At 44.2% G+C, this 21534-nt stretch carries 16 protein-coding genes; 5 read left to right on the top strand and 11 right to left on the bottom strand.

Annotated elements, in window-relative coordinates; all coding sequences use genetic code 11:
- Positions 1-14: 14 nt before the first annotated feature.
- From ADIAL_RS10130 to ADIAL_RS10110, 5 genes are all read right to left on the bottom strand, one after another.
- On the bottom strand, positions 15-1289 hold the full coding sequence (locus ADIAL_RS10130) for a YcjF family protein (protein WP_081757807.1): 1275 nt from the start codon (positions 1287-1289) through the stop codon (positions 15-17).
- A 163-nt stretch (positions 1290-1452) separates the two neighbouring features.
- Positions 1453-2178, bottom strand: a complete 726-nt coding sequence (locus ADIAL_RS10125) for a YrrS family protein (protein ID WP_034303189.1) — start codon at positions 2176-2178, stop codon at positions 1453-1455.
- A 222-nt stretch (positions 2179-2400) separates the two neighbouring features.
- On the bottom strand, positions 2401-3006 hold the full coding sequence (locus tag ADIAL_RS10120; RefSeq protein ID WP_034303187.1) for an ECF transporter S component: 606 nt from the start codon (positions 3004-3006) through the stop codon (positions 2401-2403).
- 127 nt (positions 3007-3133) lie between these two features.
- Positions 3134-3742, bottom strand: coding sequence for an ECF transporter S component (locus tag ADIAL_RS10115; protein ID WP_331279806.1), 609 nt, complete (start codon positions 3740-3742; stop codon positions 3134-3136).
- A gap of 40 nt (positions 3743-3782) precedes the next feature.
- Positions 3783-4208 (bottom strand): MarR family winged helix-turn-helix transcriptional regulator, encoded by a 426-nt coding sequence (locus tag ADIAL_RS10110; RefSeq protein ID WP_034303472.1) that lies wholly within the window; start codon positions 4206-4208, stop codon positions 3783-3785.
- A 172-nt stretch (positions 4209-4380) separates the two neighbouring features.
- Here ADIAL_RS10110 and ADIAL_RS10105 point away from each other — a divergent pair, with 172 nt between their 5' ends.
- Positions 4381-6081, top strand: coding sequence for an NFACT RNA binding domain-containing protein (locus tag ADIAL_RS10105; RefSeq protein ID WP_034303185.1), 1701 nt, complete (start codon positions 4381-4383; stop codon positions 6079-6081).
- A gap of 890 nt (positions 6082-6971) precedes the next feature.
- On the opposite strand, the gene ADIAL_RS10100 is transcribed toward ADIAL_RS10105, so the two are convergent.
- Complete coding sequence (locus ADIAL_RS10100) at positions 6972-7628, bottom strand: fasciclin domain-containing protein (protein WP_197017799.1); 657 nt, start codon at positions 7626-7628, stop codon at positions 6972-6974.
- Positions 7629-7760: 132 nt separating this feature from the next.
- Between ADIAL_RS10100 and srtB the strand changes: the two genes are divergently transcribed.
- Complete coding sequence (srtB, locus tag ADIAL_RS10095) at positions 7761-8612, top strand: class B sortase (RefSeq protein ID WP_034303183.1); 852 nt, start codon at positions 7761-7763, stop codon at positions 8610-8612.
- A 52-nt stretch (positions 8613-8664) separates the two neighbouring features.
- On the opposite strand, the gene pyrR is transcribed toward srtB, so the two are convergent.
- Genes pyrR through lspA form a run of 3 tightly spaced genes read right to left on the bottom strand, consistent with a single transcriptional unit; the run spans position 8665 to position 10608 of the window.
- Positions 8665-9210 carry a bifunctional pyr operon transcriptional regulator/uracil phosphoribosyltransferase PyrR gene (pyrR, locus tag ADIAL_RS10090; RefSeq protein ID WP_034303181.1) on the bottom strand — a complete coding sequence of 182 codons (546 nt, stop codon included), beginning with the start codon at positions 9208-9210 and terminating at the stop codon, positions 8665-8667.
- Between the two features lie 17 nt (positions 9211-9227).
- A complete protein-coding gene (locus tag ADIAL_RS10085) occupies positions 9228-10133 on the bottom strand; it encodes an RluA family pseudouridine synthase (RefSeq protein WP_034303179.1) in 906 nt (301 codons plus the stop codon).
- 1 nt (position 10134) lies between these two features.
- The gene (gene lspA, locus ADIAL_RS10080) at positions 10135-10608 is read right to left on the bottom strand and encodes a signal peptidase II (protein ID WP_034303176.1); all 474 of its coding nucleotides are present in this window, start codon (positions 10606-10608) and stop codon (positions 10135-10137) included.
- A 206-nt stretch (positions 10609-10814) separates the two neighbouring features.
- Between lspA and ADIAL_RS10075 the strand changes: the two genes are divergently transcribed.
- The 3 genes from ADIAL_RS10075 to ADIAL_RS10065 are packed head-to-tail and all read left to right on the top strand — an operon-like array spanning position 10815 to position 13609.
- Complete coding sequence (locus ADIAL_RS10075) at positions 10815-11459, top strand: YkyA family protein (RefSeq protein WP_034303173.1); 645 nt, start codon at positions 10815-10817, stop codon at positions 11457-11459.
- Positions 11460-11471: 12 nt separating this feature from the next.
- The gene (locus ADIAL_RS10070) at positions 11472-12368 is read left to right on the top strand and encodes a polysaccharide deacetylase family protein (RefSeq protein ID WP_051503855.1); all 897 of its coding nucleotides are present in this window, start codon (positions 11472-11474) and stop codon (positions 12366-12368) included.
- Positions 12368-13609, top strand: a complete 1242-nt coding sequence (locus tag ADIAL_RS10065) for a putative glycoside hydrolase (RefSeq protein ID WP_034303170.1) — start codon at positions 12368-12370, stop codon at positions 13607-13609. Before ADIAL_RS10070 ends, ADIAL_RS10065 begins: the two co-directional genes overlap by 1 nt.
- A gap of 410 nt (positions 13610-14019) precedes the next feature.
- Here ADIAL_RS10065 and addA read toward each other — a convergent pair whose 3' ends face one another.
- Together addA and ADIAL_RS10055 are read right to left on the bottom strand one after the other, a co-directional pair.
- The gene (gene addA, locus ADIAL_RS10060; protein WP_034303166.1) at positions 14020-17805 is read right to left on the bottom strand and encodes a helicase-exonuclease AddAB subunit AddA; all 3786 of its coding nucleotides are present in this window, start codon (positions 17803-17805) and stop codon (positions 14020-14022) included.
- Positions 17805-21449: a PD-(D/E)XK nuclease family protein gene (locus tag ADIAL_RS10055; protein WP_051503854.1), complete on the bottom strand. Its 3645-nt coding sequence runs from the start codon at positions 21447-21449 to the stop codon at positions 17805-17807. Before ADIAL_RS10055 ends, addA begins: the two co-directional genes overlap by 1 nt.
- Positions 21450-21534 lie beyond the last annotated feature (85 nt).

Raw genomic sequence — 21534 nt, 5'->3', positions numbered from 1 at the left:
TTTTGACATCTTCTTTAATGTCTCTTTTTGCGCTTGTCGATAAAGGTGTGGACCGCCCGTTTTACTTTTCCAACCTTAGTTTCCAATCCCTCTCCTTCTTCCATATTACGGTAAGACTCGTAAGCCTCATTCAGCGCTTTATCTGAGCCAAACTCCAGCTCTTTCGTATTCAACTTTTTTCGGTTTAAGCGGATATTTTTCTTGAATTGATTGCGCATCAGTCGTTCAATTAACCCCAGGTCAATGCTTTCTCCTTCTTTTTCCTTTGTCGCAATAATGCTCAGCACTTCTATATAACTCAAGCCTAGTGCGCTGGTCACTACTGAAGCCGTTGTCCCACTGATGATTCCTCCGATGACTGTTCCGGCTCCAGGAATAAATTTAAGCGCATTGCCGACCAGCATTTTACCAATCATGGTCGCTGAGCCGGTCCCACCAACAGCAGCAATCAGGCTGACAATGGTTGCTTTATCCATGGAGATCCCAAAAATTGCCGTGATGTGCGCTAAAAGCGTCACCTGCATAGGCACTAGGACCGAAGCATCCGAGAAGGGAATCGGGACAAACCCGACACCGAAAGTGGTTGCTACATATCGGGAAGCCCAGCGGCGGGCCGCTTTGGCCTTTCGCTCAATGTCTGCCTGCTGGGCGTTCATAAAAGCGTCATGCGCTTCCTTAGGGATAAGCTGTAAAGTCTTGTCAATCAGTTCCTTTAAACCAAAGGCGGGAATGACGTAGTCGTCGGTTATCTCAAAGGGTTCCGCCATGATATTTTGGACAGCTGCTACAGGCAAGTTCAAATTTTCCAAATAGGTATTAAATTCTTCAGCTGGCTTGCCAATAGACTGAGTCAGAACCAAAATGACCGGAAGTTTATTCGAAATCGCTTTGATTAGATCAATTTCTGACTCTTCAATACGGGATGAATTAGCCTGCAAGCAATAATAAACCGCATGGATCGCCTCTTTTGTTTGCTTGTTTTTCGCGACAATATCAAAAATCTCACCCTTGACTTGCTTCTGTACGCTTTCTTCCAGCTCAAGTCCTCTCGTATCATATAAAACAATGGGAATCCCTTCTTTAGAAATGCGGCGCAAGTGCTTCGTAACTGGTTTGCCGATACCTGTGTCTGCCAGCTTTTCTCTAAAGACATTATTGATTAGTGTACTCTTGCCCACCCCGGTCTTACCAGCGATCAAAATATTGACTGGATCCATTTTTTCGATTTCTGCTTCAGTTTTTTCAAGAATTTCCTGAATCATATTATATTTTTTGTCTGGGAACTTCATTGTTGACCTCCTTATCCTTTGTTCCATTTTAACACGAGACGTCTAGTAAAACGAAAAAGTTCACTTTATTTGATATACACCTGTTCATTTTTTATACCAGGATGGTCCGTAATAAAAAAGTGCCGATACAGTTGATTGTATCGGCACTTTGTATTCTTATAGATTATCTGTATTCCGACGGTACGGAAGACAACTGTTCGACCTCCGTTACATGCCACTCACCTTCACCAAACTGCAGGAATACACGGTAGACATCTTCCTGTCCTTGGCTTGAAATGACTGTGAACGCACGCCCTGGTCCATTGTTTCCGACCCACCACGTAATAAAGTTGGACGGGTCGATTCCACTAGCTGAAGTGGCTAGACTCGCAATCGCATTACGGTCGCTTGATCCATCACTGAAGTTTGGCGTATGGCTTTCATCAAGCGGCGCATTTTCTGAAATGATCGTGTCTGAGCTAGTTTCATCCCCTTCTTCAGTATCTAAGTCTTCTTCGGTTTCGTCCTCAGATTCGTCGGTGTCCTCTTCGTCCTCAGACGCTTCTGTGTCTGCCTCTTCTGATTCAGTATCACTGTCCTCTTCATCATCCGTATCCTGCTCAGTGTCTTCCTCCACTGAATCGCTGTCTTCTTCCGACTCTTCTTCATCCTCGTTGGATTCGGTAATGACTTGGGAATCGAAGGTTCCATCGTCTCCACCAAAGTCCGTTCCTGCATCACGGTTCATAAAAATAAACAGCATGATTCCTGCAAGAATGACCAGCAAAACGGTAATGATAGCATAATAAATACGTTCAGGTCCCTTCCCTTTCGGTGATTTTGGACTAGGTGTTTCTTTGCCGGCAGCTGTGTCTGCCTTCTTTCTACGATTGGCTCGCGTCTGTTTCATATATATAATTCCTCCTGTATGTTTACGGTAATCTTGTGCCACTAAAAATTTTATCATAAGATTGTATAGAGCAAGGTAACAAAACCAATACAAAACTGACAACTGGGTGTCTTTCATTACCAGATTTCTGACTTGTGTTTATTATACCAGAATCAGCTTTACACATAAAAACTGCCCTACATTCAACATGTAGGGCAGCATGAGAGCTCAGGAGAATAGTATCTATTTACTTTTATAGGTTATTCTACGCAGCGGTATCGTTACAAGAGGAGCAATGATTGCTGCGGCTACAGCCTCAGCCACACCATTCGTTCCGACTACAACAGCTAAAGCTCCAACCAGGTTGCTGACGTCCACACCGACAGCCTGCGCATAGGTGTCACCAAACAGTAGATAAATAAACAGTAAAACAAAAATAGTATTGGTAAACGACCCGACAACTGAGGCACTGGCCAATGCTAGCTTCTCCTTTTGGGGCATAAGTTTTTGAAGCAGTCTAAAGGTCATACCAGTAAATAGCCCGATTAGCACTCTAGGAAAAAGAGCAATAAGCGGGTGTGTCCATAGCAGTAGAGACAGGGGGGAGGCTGGCATAGTATAGGCTCGGACCATCGTTGCCATACCCCACACTGCACCGATTATCATGCCATCTTTTGTGCTCATTGTCAGGGCAGCAATAATAACGGTAATGTGAATAATCGTCGGATTTAAAGGCGGAATAGGTATATTGCCTAAGAAAGGGACAAATGTCTGGATCAAAATAATAGAGGTCAAGATACCTAAAAGTGAAATACGAAATGACTTTGATTCTGCAGTTTTATTGATCATTATAACTTCTCTTTTCTATTCAGTTTTTTAAGGTCTTCTATGATGATCGTCTTGCTTTTACATGCTGAACGACAGCTGCTTTGATTGACGTCGTACAATAGTTATTAAGCAGATCAACAACTTAACCTTATTTCTTATGAGTGATCTTACGGAGTGGAATCGTCACTAGCGGGGCAATAATCGCTGCAGCCACAGCTTCAGCTACACCATTGGTCCCAACGATAACAGCCAATGCACCCGCCAGATTACTGACGTCTACGCCAACAGCCTCTGCATAGGCATCCCCAAACAGCAAATAAATAAACAGCAATACAAAAATCGTGTTTGTAAACGATCCCACGACAGACGAACTAGCCAAAGCGATTTTATCTTTGTTGGGCAGCAGTTTATGGGACAGTTTATACGTCCATCCGGTTGTCAGGCCAATAAGCATGCGTGGAACCAAAGCAATCATTGGGTTGGTCCACAGCAGCAGATCAAGCGGAGAGGCCGGCATAGTATAGGCCCGAATCATGCGAGTAAGTCCCCATACTGTTCCAATAATAATTCCGTCTGTTGTACTCATCGTCAGCGTTGCGACGATTACCGTAATATGAATGATCGTCGGATTCAAAGGCGGAATTGGAATATTCCCTAAAAAGGGCACAAAATTCTGGATTAGAATAATGGCGGTCAAAATGCCCAACAGAGCAATCCGGTGGGCATTCGATGGTTTTTGTTTGTTTCTATTCATCATATTGGTTTCCTCTTCTCTTTAGCTGTTCAGGGTGTCCCTGTCAGATACGGTTAGTCATGCTTCTGTTTAGACGCCCAAGCAGTACGGTTAGCATATGTACTTCTTCTTGCGTCCATCCAGACAGGATGGTCTCAAATTTATCTTCCATATGTGCATGAAATTCCTTGTAAATTTGCTGCGCTTCATCAGTCACAGTAAAGTAAGCATAGCGCTTGTCACGACCAGTTGTTTTAGTAACCAGTCCTTTTTTTACCAGTGCATTCATCTGACGGCTGACAGTTGATTTGTCCAACTTACTGTGTTCAGTTATTTGCTTAAGTGTGTATTCATTGCTGCCGATCAGCTTCATCAAATTGATGGCTGAATGAGACAGTCCATGCTCCTGAAGCATCATTCCCGTTACGTGTTTATACAGGATATTCAAATCTGATACTTTCTCCAGCAGGACATCTGTTTTCTCAGGCATCTCCACTACATTACCCCTCTCGTATTCATTAATTTATACAATGCATATTCATTTGTATACGTCAAATATATCATGTTGGAAATAAATGAGCAATCACTTTCTGAATGTTTGTTGAAGAGCCCTCTAGAATGCTATACTGTTAGTGACCTTGTAAAGTGAAAGGAGTTTTTTTATGTCTTTTGACGGCCTGTTTGTCCATGCCCTTACCCATGAATTGAAAGAAACATGTGAAGGTGGACGCATCGCTAAAATTCAACAACCTTACCCAAATGAAATTATTTTGAAAATCAGAGCCAATCGAAAGAATGTCTCCCTGCTACTGTCAGCTCATCCGCAATATGCCCGGGTCCAGCTGACCACCATCCCCTTCGATAATCCGTCGGCTCCTCCTCATTACTGCATGATTTTACGCAAGTATCTGGACGGCGCCATCATCGAAAAAATCGAACAGAAAGAAAATGATCGGCAGCTCATTTTTTCCTTTAAAAATAGAAACGAACTGGGAGACACCAGCTACCTGTCTTTGATTGTCGAGATTATGGGCCGGCACAGTAATATTTTGCTGGTAGATACAGACACAAACAAGCTGATTGATACAATCAGGCACGTACCGGCTAGTCAAAATACTTACCGGACCCTACTACCTGGTGTGTCTTATATAGAAGCTCCCAGCCAGAACAAGCATAATCCCTTCCATTATAAAGGTCCTTTTCCAATCGACCAGCTTAATGAAAAGGAAAAGATTAAGTGGGTCCAGCACACTTTTCAGGGTTTCGGCCGAGATTCTGCTACAGAGCTTGTACACCGGCTGATCCATCATACAGATGATGCACCCCGACCTGTATTTCAGCAGTTCATGCAAACCTTTCAGCCGGATAAAATTCAGCCGACCCTGATTAAAGAGCAAAACAATGAATTCTTTGTCCCTTTCGATTATGCTCACTTCAAAGGTGAACGTCATTCCTATGGTACCCTCAGTGAACTAATGGACCGCTATTTCCAAGACAAGGCTGAGCGCGACCGGGTTAATCAGCAAGCTAATGACCTCACTCAACTGGTTAATACCTATCATCAAAAAAATGAAAAGAAACTCCAAAAACTCACTAAGGAACTAGCTGAAACAGAAAAGGCTGACCAGTTCCGTATAAAAGGTGAAGTGCTTACGGCTTACTTACACGAAGTTAACAAAGGAGCTGAACACGTAGAGTTGCACAACTTTTATGAAGAAGATGAAGTGCTGTCAATTGCTTTGGATCCTCAAAAAACGCCGGCGGAAAATGCCCAGCGCTACTTCTCCAAGTATCAAAAACTCAAAAGTGCTAAAATTCATTTAACTAAACAAATCAAAGCCACCAAAAGTGAACTCGATTATTTTGATACCCTACTGACCCAGCTGTCGATTGCTTCGCTTTCTGACTTGGAAGAAATCAGACAAGAGTTGCGGGACGGTCGTTATCTTAAAAAGAAAACAGCCAGTAAGAAAAAGCACAATAAAGCAAAAGCTAAGCCGGAAGCATTTAAAGCGACAGACGGTACCTCAATTCTAGTCGGTAAAAATAATACTCAAAACGACGAACTGACGATGAAAAAAGCGAGAAAGTCTTACTGGTGGGCTCATGCTAAAGACATACCGGGTTCACACGTAATTATTGAAGACAGTGATCCTTCAGAGCAGACACTAGAGGAAGCCTGTATGCTGGCAGCTTACTACAGCAAGTTCCGGCTGTCCTCTTCCGTGCCGGTTGATGTCGTTCAGGTCAAGCACATCAGAAAACCAAACGGGGCTAAACCGGGTTATGTCATTTACGAAGGCCAGACTACCTACTATGTGACTCCTGAAGCTGGTCTAGTCAATGAGCTGAAGCAAAAATAAAGTGAGCGGTCATCTTTAGCACAACTCAAACTCGCTCAGTACGTCATTACTCATACAAAAAAAGCGCTGCATTAAGATAGTAGTTACTTACTTAATGCAGCGCTTTTTGGCACGCTATTTTTTATCAAATTTAAAAGATCACTCTGTTTACCTTAAACACAAGACAGTAATCAGGTCTTTACCTGCACAAAATGTTTGTTATTATTTACCTTGATGCTGCGTTTTAATTCGCACGCTGAAAGAATTCATCTAGTACCAACAGAAAAGGCCTATACATTCTCTTGTCCTCGAATGCACTACATATAAATAGATAGTCGTGACGGTGGCAGGTGTCAAAGTAAATTGCTGCCTCTTCTTTTTTCTCCGAGTACGATCTATCTGATGTAAGTGATACACATATAAAGCCCTTTAAGGTCGTGTATTTTCGCCCAACAAAAATAGTCTCCACTATTTAACCTTTTATGCTCACGATAATGTCAATACAAAAACCACTTTGCTATTTTCGTTGCACGTGTGGGTTCAATCAGGGGCTGCTTAAAAGAATTAAGTGCTATTTATGATAAGTGGCGTTCAATCATAACAATAAATAAAAGGATTGGCCTTAATCATCCTATTCTACCTATCAAAAAGGCCCCACTCATAATGATTAAAGGTTATATGCCATAAGTTAGGCTTGTTTGAATTGAATAGATAGCCAGTAAATGAATTTTTTTGACCATCTGCTTTCTGTAGTTTACACTTTTAATCATAGAATGGGGCAACTGCCCGAAACGATTTGACAAGAAACAAAAAAAGGAAGATCAGTATGTATGACTACATACTGACCTTCCTTTTATATTTATGGCTTGTCGCTATATTGAATCAACTATATAGTATATTAAGTGAATAAATTATTTTCTTACTTTAACTGGCTTTTTGGTAAAAACAAAGATAAAGGCTCCAGCTGTCGCAATCATACCTACCAGTAGGAACGTGTTGCTTTCAATTCCTGTTGCCGGTACTTCGTCTTCTTCCATTTCTACGTCCTGTAGAGTGAAGTTAGAAGGAACTAAAACAGTATCAATTACGTGGATGACGCCGTTTGAAGCTTCGATATCAGTATCGATGATGCCAGATTCATTAACCATTGGCGTGTCGCCACTTAGATCAAAGGTTACAGTTTCGCCGTTTACTGTTTCAGCTTCCAGTCCGTCTTCCAAGTCGCCCGCAAATACTTCGCCTGCAATCACGTGATACAGGAGGACATTGGCCAGGTCCGGCTGAGCCAGCAGTTCTTCAGCTGTAACATCTAGTGCTTCCAGCAAATCAGCAAATGCATCATTTGTTGGTGCAAATACAGTGAATGGACCGTCACCCTGAAGGGTTTCAACTAGGTCAGCTGTCTGTAGCGCAGACACCAGGATACTGAAGTCGTCGTTGCCTACGGCAATATCAACAATGGTTCCCGGATCGTCTCCGTGGTTATCAGCGAATGCGGTGGGTGCGAGCGCGAATGTGAGCATGAGTGCAGTGATGAACGACATAAAGCCTTTGAACATTTTGGACATGGTATATCTCTCCCTCTTGATTTAAATTCGCAAAATTGATTTATCAACTTTACAACTATATAATATAGTTGAAGAATAGCTAAGTCAATTTATTGCTCTTCGAATTCAAAACTATTTTTGGGAGCGGTCAACATGATGAAAAAAATCCTGCTGATCATTATCGGATCAGCCTTTATTGCTCAGGCGGTTTATGCTTTGCATACTTTCTGGGTTCAATCCAATCCGGTTGAAATCAGCTATGACGATATTGTTCTGGGTCAGAACTCCCAGACTGAAGACTGGCTGAGTAGTGATGAAGAAGTCACCTCTGACGAAGCAGTAAGTAGAGGCAGTTCAGACGACACATCCATTGACAGCACTGATCAGGATGAAGATCCTATGCAGCAAGTCATGGAAGAACTGGAAGAAGATAACATTCCCTTCGCATTCTCGCCCAATACGCTTTCGCGTTTTATGGATATCAATCCAGATTTCAATGGCTGGCTGAATATAGAAAATACAGCAATTGACTACCCTGTCGTTCGCGGCAGAGACAATTCATTCTATCTTGATCACGATTTTAACAGAGAACCTCATCCTTTCGGATCCATCTTTATCGATCACCGGAACTTGGGCATGGGCCAGGATGACCATACCATCATATATGGCCACTATACTCAAAACGGCCATATGTTTGCTGATCTGGAGAAGTTTTTGTCAGAAGATTTTGTGAATGAGAACCCGACCATCACCTTTGAAAGCCTGTTCGGTGAACGGACCTTTGAACTCTTTTCCGTTCATGTAGCGCCTGCTGATCCCTTTTTTATCAATGAATCCTTTACCAATCCTGACCTGCATGCCTATTTCGAAACGCTTGAGAGCCAGTCTCTATTTGATTTAGGCAGAGAGTTCACAGGAGAGGAAAAACTGCTGACACTTATTTCCTGTAACTACACTGTAGATGATGGCCGTATTTATGTACATGCAGTTGAAATCACCGAGTAGCAAAAAAAAACAGAGTACTGAGGACTTTTTGTCCCTGGTACTCTGTTTTTTATCAGTTGTCCTTAATGATTTCAACGCCGTCTTTACCGTCGACTTCTTTCATGGATACTTTAACTTGTTCTGATTTAGAAGTAGGAATATTTTTACCTATATAGTCAGCCTTGATCGGAATTTCTCTGTGTCCCCTATCGATCAGTGAAGCAACCATAATTTTTTCCGGTCGGCCAAGATCAATGACCGCATCCATAGCTGCCCGTATTGTCCGCCCGGTATAAATGACATCATCAACTAAGATAACGACTTTCCCTTTGACATCTACAGGGAAAGTCTGCCCTTTGACTTCTGGATCATCTACTTCTTCAGGAAAATGGCGGTCATCCCGGTAAAGGGTAATATCCAATTCTCCAACGGGGATCTGTCCCCCTTCAATTTCACTGATTTTCTTGGCAATTCGGTCAGCAATATAGACTCCTCTTGTTTTAATGCCGGCTAAAACAAGTTTGTCAATCCCCTTATTTCGCTCAATGATTTCGTAAGAAATCCGAGTTAAAGCACGGTTAAGTGAGACTTCATCAAGAATAGATACGATTTGACTCATATGCAGACTCCTTTCATTTAACGTTTTCGGACATATTCCAGTGTTTCTTCAAACTCGTTGGGCAATGGAGCAGTAAAGTACATGCGCTCATCCGTACGGGGATGAACAAAGCTTAATGAAGCGGCGTGCAGAAACTGTCCCTTTCCTTCCAGTGTTTTACGCGGACCGTATAGTGGGTCTCCTGCCATTCTAAAGCCGATATAATCCAGATGGACTCTGATTTGATGCGTACGGCCTGTTTCCAGCTGGAGCTTGAGCAAGGTAAATTCACTGAAACGTTCCATGACTTCAAAATGGGTCACCGATGACTTGCCTTTTTCCACGACCGCAAACTTTTTACGGTTTTTCGGATCCCGTCCAATCGGTGCATCGATTGTTCCACGGTCATTAGAAATCACTCCATGAACCAGGCCAATATATTCTCTCCTGGCCGTCTTGTCCTGCAGCTGAGCAGCCAGTTTTTCATGGGCATTGTCATTTTTGGCAATCATTAATAAACCTGACGTGTCTTTGTCTATGCGGTGGACAATGCCGGGACGGATTTTACCGTTGATACCGGACAGATCTTTGATATGAAACAGTAAGGCATTCACCAAAGTGTCACTGTCATGTCCGATTGACGGATGGACGACCATGCCTTGAGGTTTATTAACCACCACAACATCTTCGTCCTGATAGACGATATCAATGGCAATATCTTCCGGCTGAGCATCGATTTCAACTGGATCCGGAACGGTTACTTCAATCCGGTCCCCCGTCTGCACCTTGTAGTTTGCCTTGGCAGGCAGCTCATTGACCCGAACGTCTTCTTCCTTAATCCACTGCTGGATCTGGGACCTTGAATTGTCAGGAAGTTGCTCGGAAAGAAACTTGTCAATCCTGCCCTTCTCGTTTGTAATTTCAAATAAATGTGTTTCTGACATGCTAAGATCCCACTTTCTTCTGTTTGTAATTTCTGACTTCGTCGAGGATCAGGTAAAAGATCATCAGACCGACACCTACTGTGAGGGCGATATCCGCTATATTGAAGATTGGAAAGTCTATAAATTCCGTTCTAATCATGTCGACGACTTCTTGGTGCAGCAAACGGTCAATAAAATTCCCGATGGCTCCGCCTAAAATGAAACTCATGGACCAAGCAAAGAGTTTGTCTTTTCTGCCGTAAGTATGCAGGTAATAAATCACAACGCCTACAACAATGACGGTCACAATATAGAAGAACAGCATTTGGCCTTCAAGAATGCTCCAGGCTGCTCCGGGGTTACGGTGATGGGTAAAAGACAATACGCCCGGTATCCATTCTACCGTTTCATGCAATGGAATGTTTTGAACAGTCAAGTACTTTGTCCACTGATCCAGTGCAATAATCACAAGTGCGGTCACATAATATAAAATCATAAAATCCCCTTTTCTCTCGTTCACTCTATAATATTGTACAATATTTTAACTGTAAAACCTAACATTCTGGGAAGATTTTAAAATCGCTACCTGAAGATTGCTGGAAATTATCAATCCATTATACCCTTTTCAGTATCTTCTGCTAAAAATGTTTGCTATACTCGACAAGAACGACTATTATTTTAAATCAAAAAGGAGTCAATGATATGATAGGTAAACGCTTGTCCTTTGCTGCTATCGGGACATTAAGTCTGCTGCTTGCAGGCTGTGACGACGGAGAAAATCTGGAAACCATGCAAGAAGCAACAGAAGAACTGGACCGCCTGAAAACAGAGACGGTCGATGAGTTAAATCAACTGTATGCCACTGAAGCCGACCTTCAGGAAGCCTTTAGCGATACACTGGAAACAGACGCTGAACTGTCGACAATGGAAGACGGTTCCTCGCCGGTTTTTGACAACATCGAAGCAAGAGAAGCAATTCTGTCAACGATTGAGGAGCTTGAAGACGAAATGGAACAGCACCAGGATACACTAGACAGTTATGATGGCGAACAGCTCGATTCAGAAGAAGTGACCACTGTTTCAGAAAACGTTAACACCTTCCAGAATCACCTGAGCCAGTATCGTGACCGCTACAGCTCAACATTGAATGAACAGCATACTTACTTTACCGGCTTATCTGATTCGGACGCTACATACGATGATTTTGTTGCAGGCATACAGTCAGTTAATGAAGAGCGTGATGAACTAAGAGAGACACTACTGGAACTGGACGAGTTTCTTGTAAGCTACCGTTCAAACCTAAACACCCTTTCCTCTTCCATTGACGCTCAACTGGCAGAAGATTAAGGAGAGAATAAAATGAAAAAGACACTTACTTCATTATTTTTAGCCACCACCCTGATTCTGACTGCCTGTGATGCGGATGAAACGGACAACAGCACAGCTGAAGAAGCTTCGGATTTGGAAGAAAACAGCTATCCGACCGAAGGAACTGGAAACTCGGAGGATACGTCTGACGATAACGACCAAGATCAGGCAGAGTCTGATGACGACTCGAGATCCGAGGATACTGAGGAGCACACTTACCTCTACGAAGTCAACGAACAAGACATTGCGACGATTCAAGTTGTTGAAGGAGAAGAAGCAAACGACCGAGTAGCTCTTCTGACCTATGATGACGCTCCCGATAATTATGCAGTAGACATTGCTGAAGTACTGAAAGAGCACAACGCCCCTGCCATTTTCTTTGTCAACGGGATGTTTATTGAAAGCGAAAGCGGACAGGACATGCTGACAGAAATTCATGAAATGGGCTTTGCTATCGGCAATCATACCCACACTCACCAGAGTCTGCCGGCCTTAAGCGAAGAGGAACAGACAGAAGAAATCATGAAAACCAGCGATCTGATTGAAGAAATTATTGGGGAACGCCCACGGTTCTTCAGAGCCCCGTTTGGACAGAATACAGACCATGCCCGTAAAGTGGTCAAGGAAGACGGTATGGTCCTGATGAACTGGACTTATGGCTATGACTGGGAATCCGGCTATATGGAAGCTGATGCCCTTGCAGACATCATGGTTAATACTGAACTACTTAGACCTGGGGCCAACCTGCTGATGCACGACCGTAGCTGGACGCTAGAAGCCACCCCGGCCATCATTGAAGGTCTGCGTGATAAAGACTATGAACTGGTCGACCCGGACCTGATCCGGTCAATACCGGCTGAAAACAACGAAAGTGAGGAAACTGAATAATGGACAAAAAGTTGAGACACCGCTTATTAAAATCTATGGCTCTTCTGGCAGCGGCTTCCCTGCTTCCTACTGCTGTAATGGCGGACGAAGCGGATGATTCCGAGCAGCCTGAAGATATCGAGACCACTTACCTGACTTATTCTCAAGAACCCCTTTTAAGTGTACCGGCGGACTTCCCAAGTCAGTTCAAATACGACAGCGGAGTGAATATCGAGTATCCTGAAGATGGAGTCAAAGGTATTTTTGTTACCGCCCATTCAGCCGGAGGCTCCCGCATGGAGTCCCTGACTGAGCTGCTCAACACAACAGAACTGAATTCAATGGTCATCGATGTTAAAGACGACTATGGTGATATTGTGATGCCGGTCGAATCGGACCACGAGTACATCAATCAGTTTACAAGCAATATCGTTGAGGCAGAACCCCTGATGGAACACCTTGAGGAAAATGATATCTATCCGATTGCCCGTATCGTTGTATTCAAAGATTCAAAGCTGGCGAATGAACGTCCGGACCTCTCCTTCACCGAAGAAGACGGCTCTGTCTGGGCCAACCGACGGGGCGAAAGTTTCGTCAATCCTTACGAGCGCGAAGTATGGGAATACAATGTGGAAGTAGCCCGTCAGGCGGCCAAGCTTGGCTTCAAGGACATCCAGTTCGACTATGTCCGCTTTCCTGAAGGCTTTGAATACCGTGACGAAGACTTAAACTACTCTCGTGGAGATTATGAGGAAAGCGATCTGGATAACGTCAAGCAGCGTGTGGACGCAGTTACTGAATTTGTGGCCTACGCCCGGCGTGAACTGCAGCCCTACGACGTGGATGTATCCGTTGATATTTTCGGCTACGCTGCTACCCGTGAAGAAACACCTGGTATCGGACAGAACTTCTCCCGCATTTCCGAAAATGTCGATGTCATCTCTTCCATGATTTATCCAAGCCACTGGGGAGCCGGCTCACTCGGTATCGAAAGGCCCGATTTGGAACCTTACGAAGTCGTGGCCCGCTATATGGAACTGGAAAACGAGATCCTAGATAACCTAGAAGACCGTGCACCAATCTCCCGTCCATGGATTCAGGACTTTACGGCTTCTTATCTCGGCTCCGGCTGGTACATGAACTACGGTGACCACGAAGTCAGTGAGCAGGTGAGAGCCCTTAACGAAGCCGGTGTCGATGAATTCCTCTTGTGGAATGCCGGCAACCGCTACTCGGAAGGCGCCACTTACAGCTTCGACTGATCAGTCGGAAACACATCGCTGCCTCCTGTGCTTCAGTAATCTTAGTACCATCAACCTAAATAAAAAGACCTCCATCCCGAATCTCTTAAATGAGATTTTCGGCATGGAGGTCTTTTGTATTTATGAGCAGAATCAGGGAATGCCCTGTTTTCCGACATTCTCTCTAAAGGACTTCTGGCAAGTGTTTCAGCTAATACTATCGTGCAAAGTAACTTACAAAACTGCTCGCAGCCGTCTCTTTTTTGATTGCTCCGTACACGGCTTTTTTAGCAAATCATTTCAATTTCTTCTAAAGCTGTCGTGCAAACAAAGCTTAAAGACTCATCTCAAGCTTGCCTCACATAGATTGTTTGCTTAGCAATTTAAGATATTTTCCTTTACCTTTAGTCACTAAACAAAGCTTTACCTGTTCAGCTCACTTCCACCGTTTCACCGGTATCGAGCATGATCAGTTGAGTCTGGATGACCGGCCTTTTTAGGATGGCTTCCAGTGCCTGCTTGTATATAAGTAGCTGACCTTTGTATTTCTTCAGCATTTCATCTGCTGCAGAGTCACCAAACCGCTCGACATTATCTGTTTTATAGTCGAACAGTACAATCCCAGCTTCTGTTTCAATATAGCCGTCGATAATTCCGTGAATGAGAATATGGTCATCAACTGACTGCATATCTTTAAAAATATCCTGAGCTTCAAGCAGCAGAGAGAAAGGAACTTCCCGCTTCATATCTGCCACATGCGAAAGAATATAGGAGCCGAAGGGTGTCTGGAAAAAAGCATCCAGTTTTTCTACCGGGATGCGTGCGGCAATCTCTTCCGAAACGACCTGTTCTTTAACAAGACGGTCGATTTCTGAACGAATATGCGCTTCAGTGAGTTCCTCACTCAGCTCGATCGCCTGAAGAACCAGGTGAGTAGCCTTGCCGACTTCTGCTCCACTAGGCTGAAGAACCTCAGACATAAAGGACGGCCGTTCCAGCTCGTCTTCAACATAGCGGTGAGCCTGTCTCGGGTTGGTGACATCGATTTTGACCATCATGCCGTCATCGGGCTCTTCAAAGAGACGTTTGATTTCCGATACCGACTGATAGCTGGTCGTCTGGGTGGCTACTGCATAGGCATACTCAGCATTCATCAGATGCAGAGCCTGACGGATGGCATCACTGACGGACTGGTCATCTTCTGTTTTCAACGTGCCTTCCTTCAGCTGCTCAAACCAGCTGTCCCCTTCTTCCGTCTGGTGGGAGAGCAGCTCTTCTTCCAGCTCTGAGGTCTGATGAAAGCTGACTGAAAACCGTGTCTGATTATCGCGTACATGTCTGTTCGCTGACTGGATCCCAGCCAAGTCAGCCATTACCTGATGACGGATCAGACAGCGTCCAATCCAGTCCATAAAGCTTTGAGCATCCAGCCTCAAGGTTGCCGGTAGAACGGTCTCACGATGACCACTGACCTTGTCCCACTTTCCAATGGCTGTCTCTTTGTTCTTGTAGGAGCCGACTAAGAAGAGTTTCTGTTCTGCTCTTGTCAGAGCCACATACAGTACTCGCATCTGCTCAGACAACAGTCGGTTTTTTTTCTGCATTTTCAGGACTGTTTCCGGCAGCGTCGGGGTCTTGATCCGTTTTTGAGTATCGATATATTCTGACCCGACACCATATGTTTCATCCAAGACAGTGGATCCTTTTATATTATTCAGATTGAAGCGCTTGGACATATCCATAATAAAGACGACCGGAAACTCCAGCCCCTTACTGGCATGGATTGTCATGACTCGGACTGCATCTTCTCCATTGGTCGCTGCAGAAGGTTCGGCCAGATCTTTGTCCTTTTTCTGCATTTTTTCAATGAAACGTATAAACTGAAACAACCCCTTGAATGATGATTGCTCATAAGACGCAGCCCGCTCATAAAGAGCATGCAAGTTGGCTTTTCTCTGTCTACCCGAACTCATCCCTCCAACGTAATGCAAGAAGCCTGTATCCTGGTAAATCTGCCAGATCAGCTCAATGAGCGGACGACGTTTGGACTGAGTCCGCCAGCTGTTCAATTGATCCATGAACAGGCTGAGACGGTCGTGTAGACGAACATTGCGTTCATCTTCCCAGTTTGTTTTCGCGATAAAAGCTGTCAATGCATCATAATAGGATCCCTGCTTATCCTGCAGTCGGATCCGTGCCATTTCCACTTCATCAATCCCGACGATCGGCGAACGCAAAACAGCTGCTAGGGGGATATCCTGCTTGGGGTTATCAATAATTTTTAGTAAAGCCATCATGATGGCAATTTCTGTTGTCTGAAAATAGTTCTGAGTATCATTGACGGCAGTCGGGATCTTAAGTTGTTTAAAGATATCCTGTATCTCAATATTATTCTTTTTTGTCGGAGTAAGTAGGACAATATCCTTAAAGGTCACTGGACGATTGACTTTGAGTTTTTTGTCATAAATCTCAAAGTCCCCTGAAACCAGCTCCAGAATCTTGCTGGCAGTCATGTAGATTTCACCTTTGGTTTTCGTATTCATCTGAAAGGTCACGTCCATATCTTCCAGCCGCTGATCATCGGAATCGTCTGTTTCTTCCTCATCTGTTTCATAGATCAGTACTTCTGTTGAGAATGTCTCTGCTTTTGGAAAAGCGGTAAAGCCATTGACCAGTTTAGCTGACTGGTCATAAGCCAGCTCCCCAACTTGCTTGTTCATCAGTTGTTCAAAGATATAGTTGGTAAAGTCAAGCACCTCTGAGCGTGAACGGAAATTTTCTGCCAAGATGATTCGCTCGCCGTCTTTTCCGTCTGCGTAACGCTCATACTTGTCGATAAATAGACTTGGATCGGCCAGTCGAAAAGAATAGATTGACTGCTTTACATCGCCAACCATAAACTGTTTGCCCGTACCTGCTTCTGAACAGGTCAGCCACTTCAGGATTGTTTCCTGTATCAGGTTGATATCCTGGTATTCATCCACCATTACCTCACTGAACTGCTGACTGTAATGCCGAGAGGCTTCTGATGGCAGAAGCTGCCCTTGATCTGCTTGAACAAGAATGTCAAGGGTCAGATGCTCCAGATCATTGAAGTCGAGGGCTTTCCGCTCTGCTTTATGTGCCTGATAGCGCTCAAAGAACAGCACAGACACTCGAGAAAGTTCATCAACCAGTAATTTGACCTCATCCATGGCTGCAATGTGTTCTTTAGGTGTCAGCAGGAAATAGCGGCTTTGAACTGACTGCATAAACTCTTTTGCCTTGTCCCGAAACCCTTTCATATCCTTAGCTGCTTCCTTAACTTCATCGGGAGCTTTTCTGGCTGGGTTCTTCCAGGTTGGGAAAGTATACTTGTTCAATAGGCTGTATGCTAATTCCAGCTGATCTTCTAAAACGGCCGATTTTACGGCCTGAACCTGCTGAACATCTGCCTGAATGATGTCCAGCGTCTTATCAAGCTCCGGCTCCCCGTTGCTGATCAGTTCAGCATCCTTGAGTAACTCATGTGCAGTCTCTAAAATGTCTAGGATATCCGGACGTGCCAGTTCCTGATAAACAGCGCTCGTTGCCAGGTCTTCATCTTCGACTGCGTACCGGCTAGAGAGTTCAGACAGCCATTTTTTGGAATCCGTTTTAGAACGTGAAAAGTCATACAATCTGAAAATTAGATCTGTCAGTCCATCATCGCTTCGATCGTTCGAATATGCAGCGGCCAGAGTTTCAAACAACGTCCCCTCTTCACCATAAAGTTCCTCTCTCAACTCTTCCCAAACATCTTCTTTCATTAGGGAAATTTCCGTATCATCTGTAAGCAAACGGAATACCGGATCAAAGTCAATCAGATAATAATAGCGTTTAATGACCTTTAGACAAAAGGAATGCAAAGTCGATATGTCCGCATGCCCCAAAAGTGGTAGTTGCCGGATCAGATGCTGCTTCCTGCGGCTATCTGTTTCTAAAGTGATTTCTTTCTGAATTGCCTGCTGAATGCGCTCTTTCATCTCTCTTGCTGCTGCATTCGTGTAGGTGACGACCAGCAGTTGATTGATATCGGTAAAGTCCTTAATTTTTTCAATTACCCGCTGGACGAGAACCGTTGTCTTTCCTGATCCAGCAGAGGCCGAGACCAGGATATCTTTGCCTCCATCATAAATTGCCTGCCACTGAGGGTCAGTGAACTGGGCATCAGCAGGTTTGGTTGGAATATGAGCCATTATTTCAGCTCCTCCTTTCTTTCACTTAAGTCAAGGTAGCGTGTTTTTAATTTTTCAATCAATTGGGACTGATTTTTTATCGATTCCAGTTCGCGGTACTGATTTTGACCATTAGGCAGTAGCACGTCAAACTGTGAAATCGGCTGATAGATCCCCCGGACAGAGGGCGTATACGTTTTTTTGTCATAAATAGGCGACAGCGAATTCTCGCCCGCAAGAATTCGGTTGCCCGCCTCCCTGATTTTTTCCCGATTGTGTTCCAGCATCAGCTGCAGGTCTTCATATGCAATCAACTTGCCTTCAACCTGTTGACGCTTTTTGACATATTTAAGCGGATAAATGAGCGATGGACTGCGTTCTGGCAGAGTCAGGTCCAGTTTTTCGACTAGCTCTTCCTCATCCAGAATAATTCCGTCCATTTTGAAGGCTTTGAGCCATTCATCTATCCATTCTTTTTTTTGTAAGTCTGAAGCTTTAAGCATAGGGTTGGTTACATGAGCATAAAATGCCCCTGCTGGTTTAGCTTTCTTGCCGAATAACTCTTCAGAATAATGCAAAGCTGTATCCAAGTATGTCAGCATCTGCATCATCAGTCCGTGATAGATTTCGTCAAACTTGAGCGTTTTTTTGCTGGATTTGTAGTCAACGACGCTGAGATACAGTTCATTGTTCACTTCTAAAGTATCAACCCGGTCAATCTTGCCACGAACATACAGCTCCCCACCAGTATTCAGTGGAAAGGTCAGTCCGGGTATTCCTTGTTTGGTCCCAAGGCGTCCGAACAGCACTTCTGATTTTTGTGGGCGGCTGGTGGTGCGTCTGGACTGATTTGCCATTGCCCAGACCATTTGCTTAATCGTTTCACTCAGCTGCTTACGGATGAAGCGCATGCGGTTGGACATGGATAGCAGTTTAAACTTGTTTTGCTGTATCAGCTCGGAGAGGACCTGGTCAGTCAGCTGGTTCAGCTGATCCTGAGAGAGTGTGTCGGGCGAAAGATCTTTTTCGACAATTACCCTGAAAATACTGTCCAGTGCATCGTGAAAAAAGGTCCCGGTCTCAGCCGGTGTTAGTTCTTGTACGGCTCTTTCGCGTAATCTGAGTCCATACTGCAGAAAGTGGCTGTAAGGATCTAGGTAAAAACTCTCGAGCTGCGAGACGGAAAGATACAAATCCTTTCCATAAAGCTGCTCAGCTGTTTCAGGAGGCAGGCGCTTGGGAATATTACGGTATTCCAAACTTTTTAAAATGGTTCGCTCGACTGTAGAGGTCTGCCTGTAAAGAGCCTGATACAGTTTTAGCCAGAACAGTGCCGGTTGGGTCTTTTTATCTAGGCGAGCCCTGAGCAAAGTTACTAGCTGCCCCACTGTCTGGCGTCTTGAGCCAATAAAGGTCAAAGCTGTTTCAAGTGAGGGATTTGTTTTGGCAGTGGCATCAGTATATTTGACCATCAGGGGAATGTTCAGCTGACGGGCCATTCTTTCCACATATGGACTCAGGCGGTTATCTCCAGACCCGTCATTGCTCACAGGATAGCTCAAGACCAGCTTGTCTGAAGCATTTAGAAATGCAAGATAGGCGCTAAAGGGCTCACTGGCCAGTCGACCTGACGTCGACGGCAGCAAAAACTTGTCAGTGGGCAAAGCCTCAGCAAGCAGACTTCTGTCTTCATCCGTCAGAATCGAGTCGTTTTCTCTATTGAGCGGAAGCTGGGTATCTGTCAACCCCAAAATAAACACCTGTTTTTTGCAGTTCATTCGTGTCTTATCATACTGCGTGAGCATGACCTGATCGATACTTGGCGGTACAATACTATAGGTAGCTTGATCAAAACCTGTTTCAATCACAGTCAAAAATGTATCAATATCCCAGCTTTCGTCTCCCAGGACCTCAATGAACTCATCCAGGAGCTGAATAAAAGTTTGCCAGACTTGCTCATGTTTTCGTGCATCTTCCAGTTCCCCGTCTTCCAGAGACTGATCACGCCAAATGAGAAGCTGGTCGTTAATTCGCTGTTTTTCCAAAAACAGGTAAAGCAGTCGGATCGCTTCCCTGTTTGTTTCGGCCTTGTTTAGTTGTCTGAAAAATGGCAGCAAAGCCGACCGTACAAGCCTACGGGCCTGGTTGGCTTCATTTTGCATCAGCTTATCAGCGTCCAGCTGCTCATCCAGTTCTTCCAGATGGAAGCGAGCGTATATCCAGTCTTCATCGCGAACCCAGTCGTTGCCTTCATAGCCATAAGCTAGCATGACATTTTCCAGCGTATCGATACTCGACCGCCAGTTTTCAGTCTGGACTTTCCAGAATGGTAAACGGGCTGTTTTGTTTTTGGGCACTGACTCACCTTCGGCCAACGGAATAAAAAGTTCTGTCCGTAAAAAACGCATCACATCTTCGTATCGATAGTGGCGCTTGTGGATGTTCAACAGACTTTTTATACACTCGACCAGAGAGTGATTGGCCATCCGATCGGCTTGATCAATGAAGAGTGGAATATCATTTTCTGCAAAGGTGGAGTCGACCAGAGACTTGTAGTCATCAAGTGTACGAGAAACCAAGAGAATATCTTTATAACGGTAATTGCCGTTTGCAACTAAGCGTTTTATATTAGTTGCTACATGCAATACCTCTGCCTGCTTGTTTTCTGCTTCCCATATTTCAATGCATTCTGAGAAGTCGGTTTCCTTGTCGGTTTCTTGTTTCGGTGTAAGGGCAAAAGAATCGACCCAGTAATCTTCAAACACTTTCAGGGCATCACAGTGTTCACGATTTTCTTTTTGGATGAGCTGATCGATTTGTACCGGTAAATGACGCTGCCGGGCCTCAGTGTATAGCCGGTAATAAGTTAGACCTGTTTGATAAAAAAAGTCATTCAATGCCGGTGCTTCAACGGCATATTTTTTATCCAACACTAAAGATACTTTAACCTCCTTTGCCCGTTCAGTTAACTGAAGGACAAGTTCCTGCTCCTGAGCAGTAAAACGGTGAAAGTTATCAATCACGATCCGTGTCTGACTCATGTCTCTATTTTTAATATCCTCAATTAATGCTTCCAGTACATCTTCTTTTTCAATGTACTTGCCTTCCAGCTGATCTAGAAAAGAGCCATAAAGCAGCGAGATATCCTTCAGCTTGGATGTGAAGTCTCCTGTTCCCTGCTGCTGACTGTGATGGTCACTTTCCGACAGTATGTACTCAAGTTCAGACGGAAGAACCCGCGCATTTCTGAGCTCCATAAATAACTCTGTGGACTTGTCGACAAAACCCTGCTGCTGACTTTCTCCTCTGAAAATCGTCAGTTCTTCTTCCTTTTCTTTGAGTATACGCCTCAACAGCATGGACAGTCCCGCTTCGGTCAGTTGAGAATGACTGAATAGAGCCGTATCCTGTAAGAAATACCACGCCAGACGAGTAAAACTGAATACCTGCAGATTGATCATGCCGGCTACTTTTTTCTGGCCGTTATTTTTTTGAGCTTCTTTAATGTGGGATAATATAGACATCTCGGATTCAAATTTCATGTGATCCGGTACGAGATAAAAGACTTGTGACTCTTTGTCCTCTTCGATCCACTCAAGCATCTGATCGACCAGCACTTCTTTTTTGTCAGACAGTAGTCTACCCAGAATAAATTGCAAGGCCATAGTTTGTCTCCTTTTTAATAATTGATGTCACACATTCAACAGCTTTAACTAGATAAAAAGGAAGAGAAGCAAGGTTGCCCTTCCC

This window comes from Alkalibacterium sp. AK22, from assembly GCF_000585255.1.
Classification (GTDB): domain Bacteria; phylum Bacillota; class Bacilli; order Lactobacillales; family Carnobacteriaceae_A; genus Alkalibacterium.
Note: the sequence above shows the minus strand (reverse complement) of the source record. Positions and strands in the feature narration are given on the sequence as shown.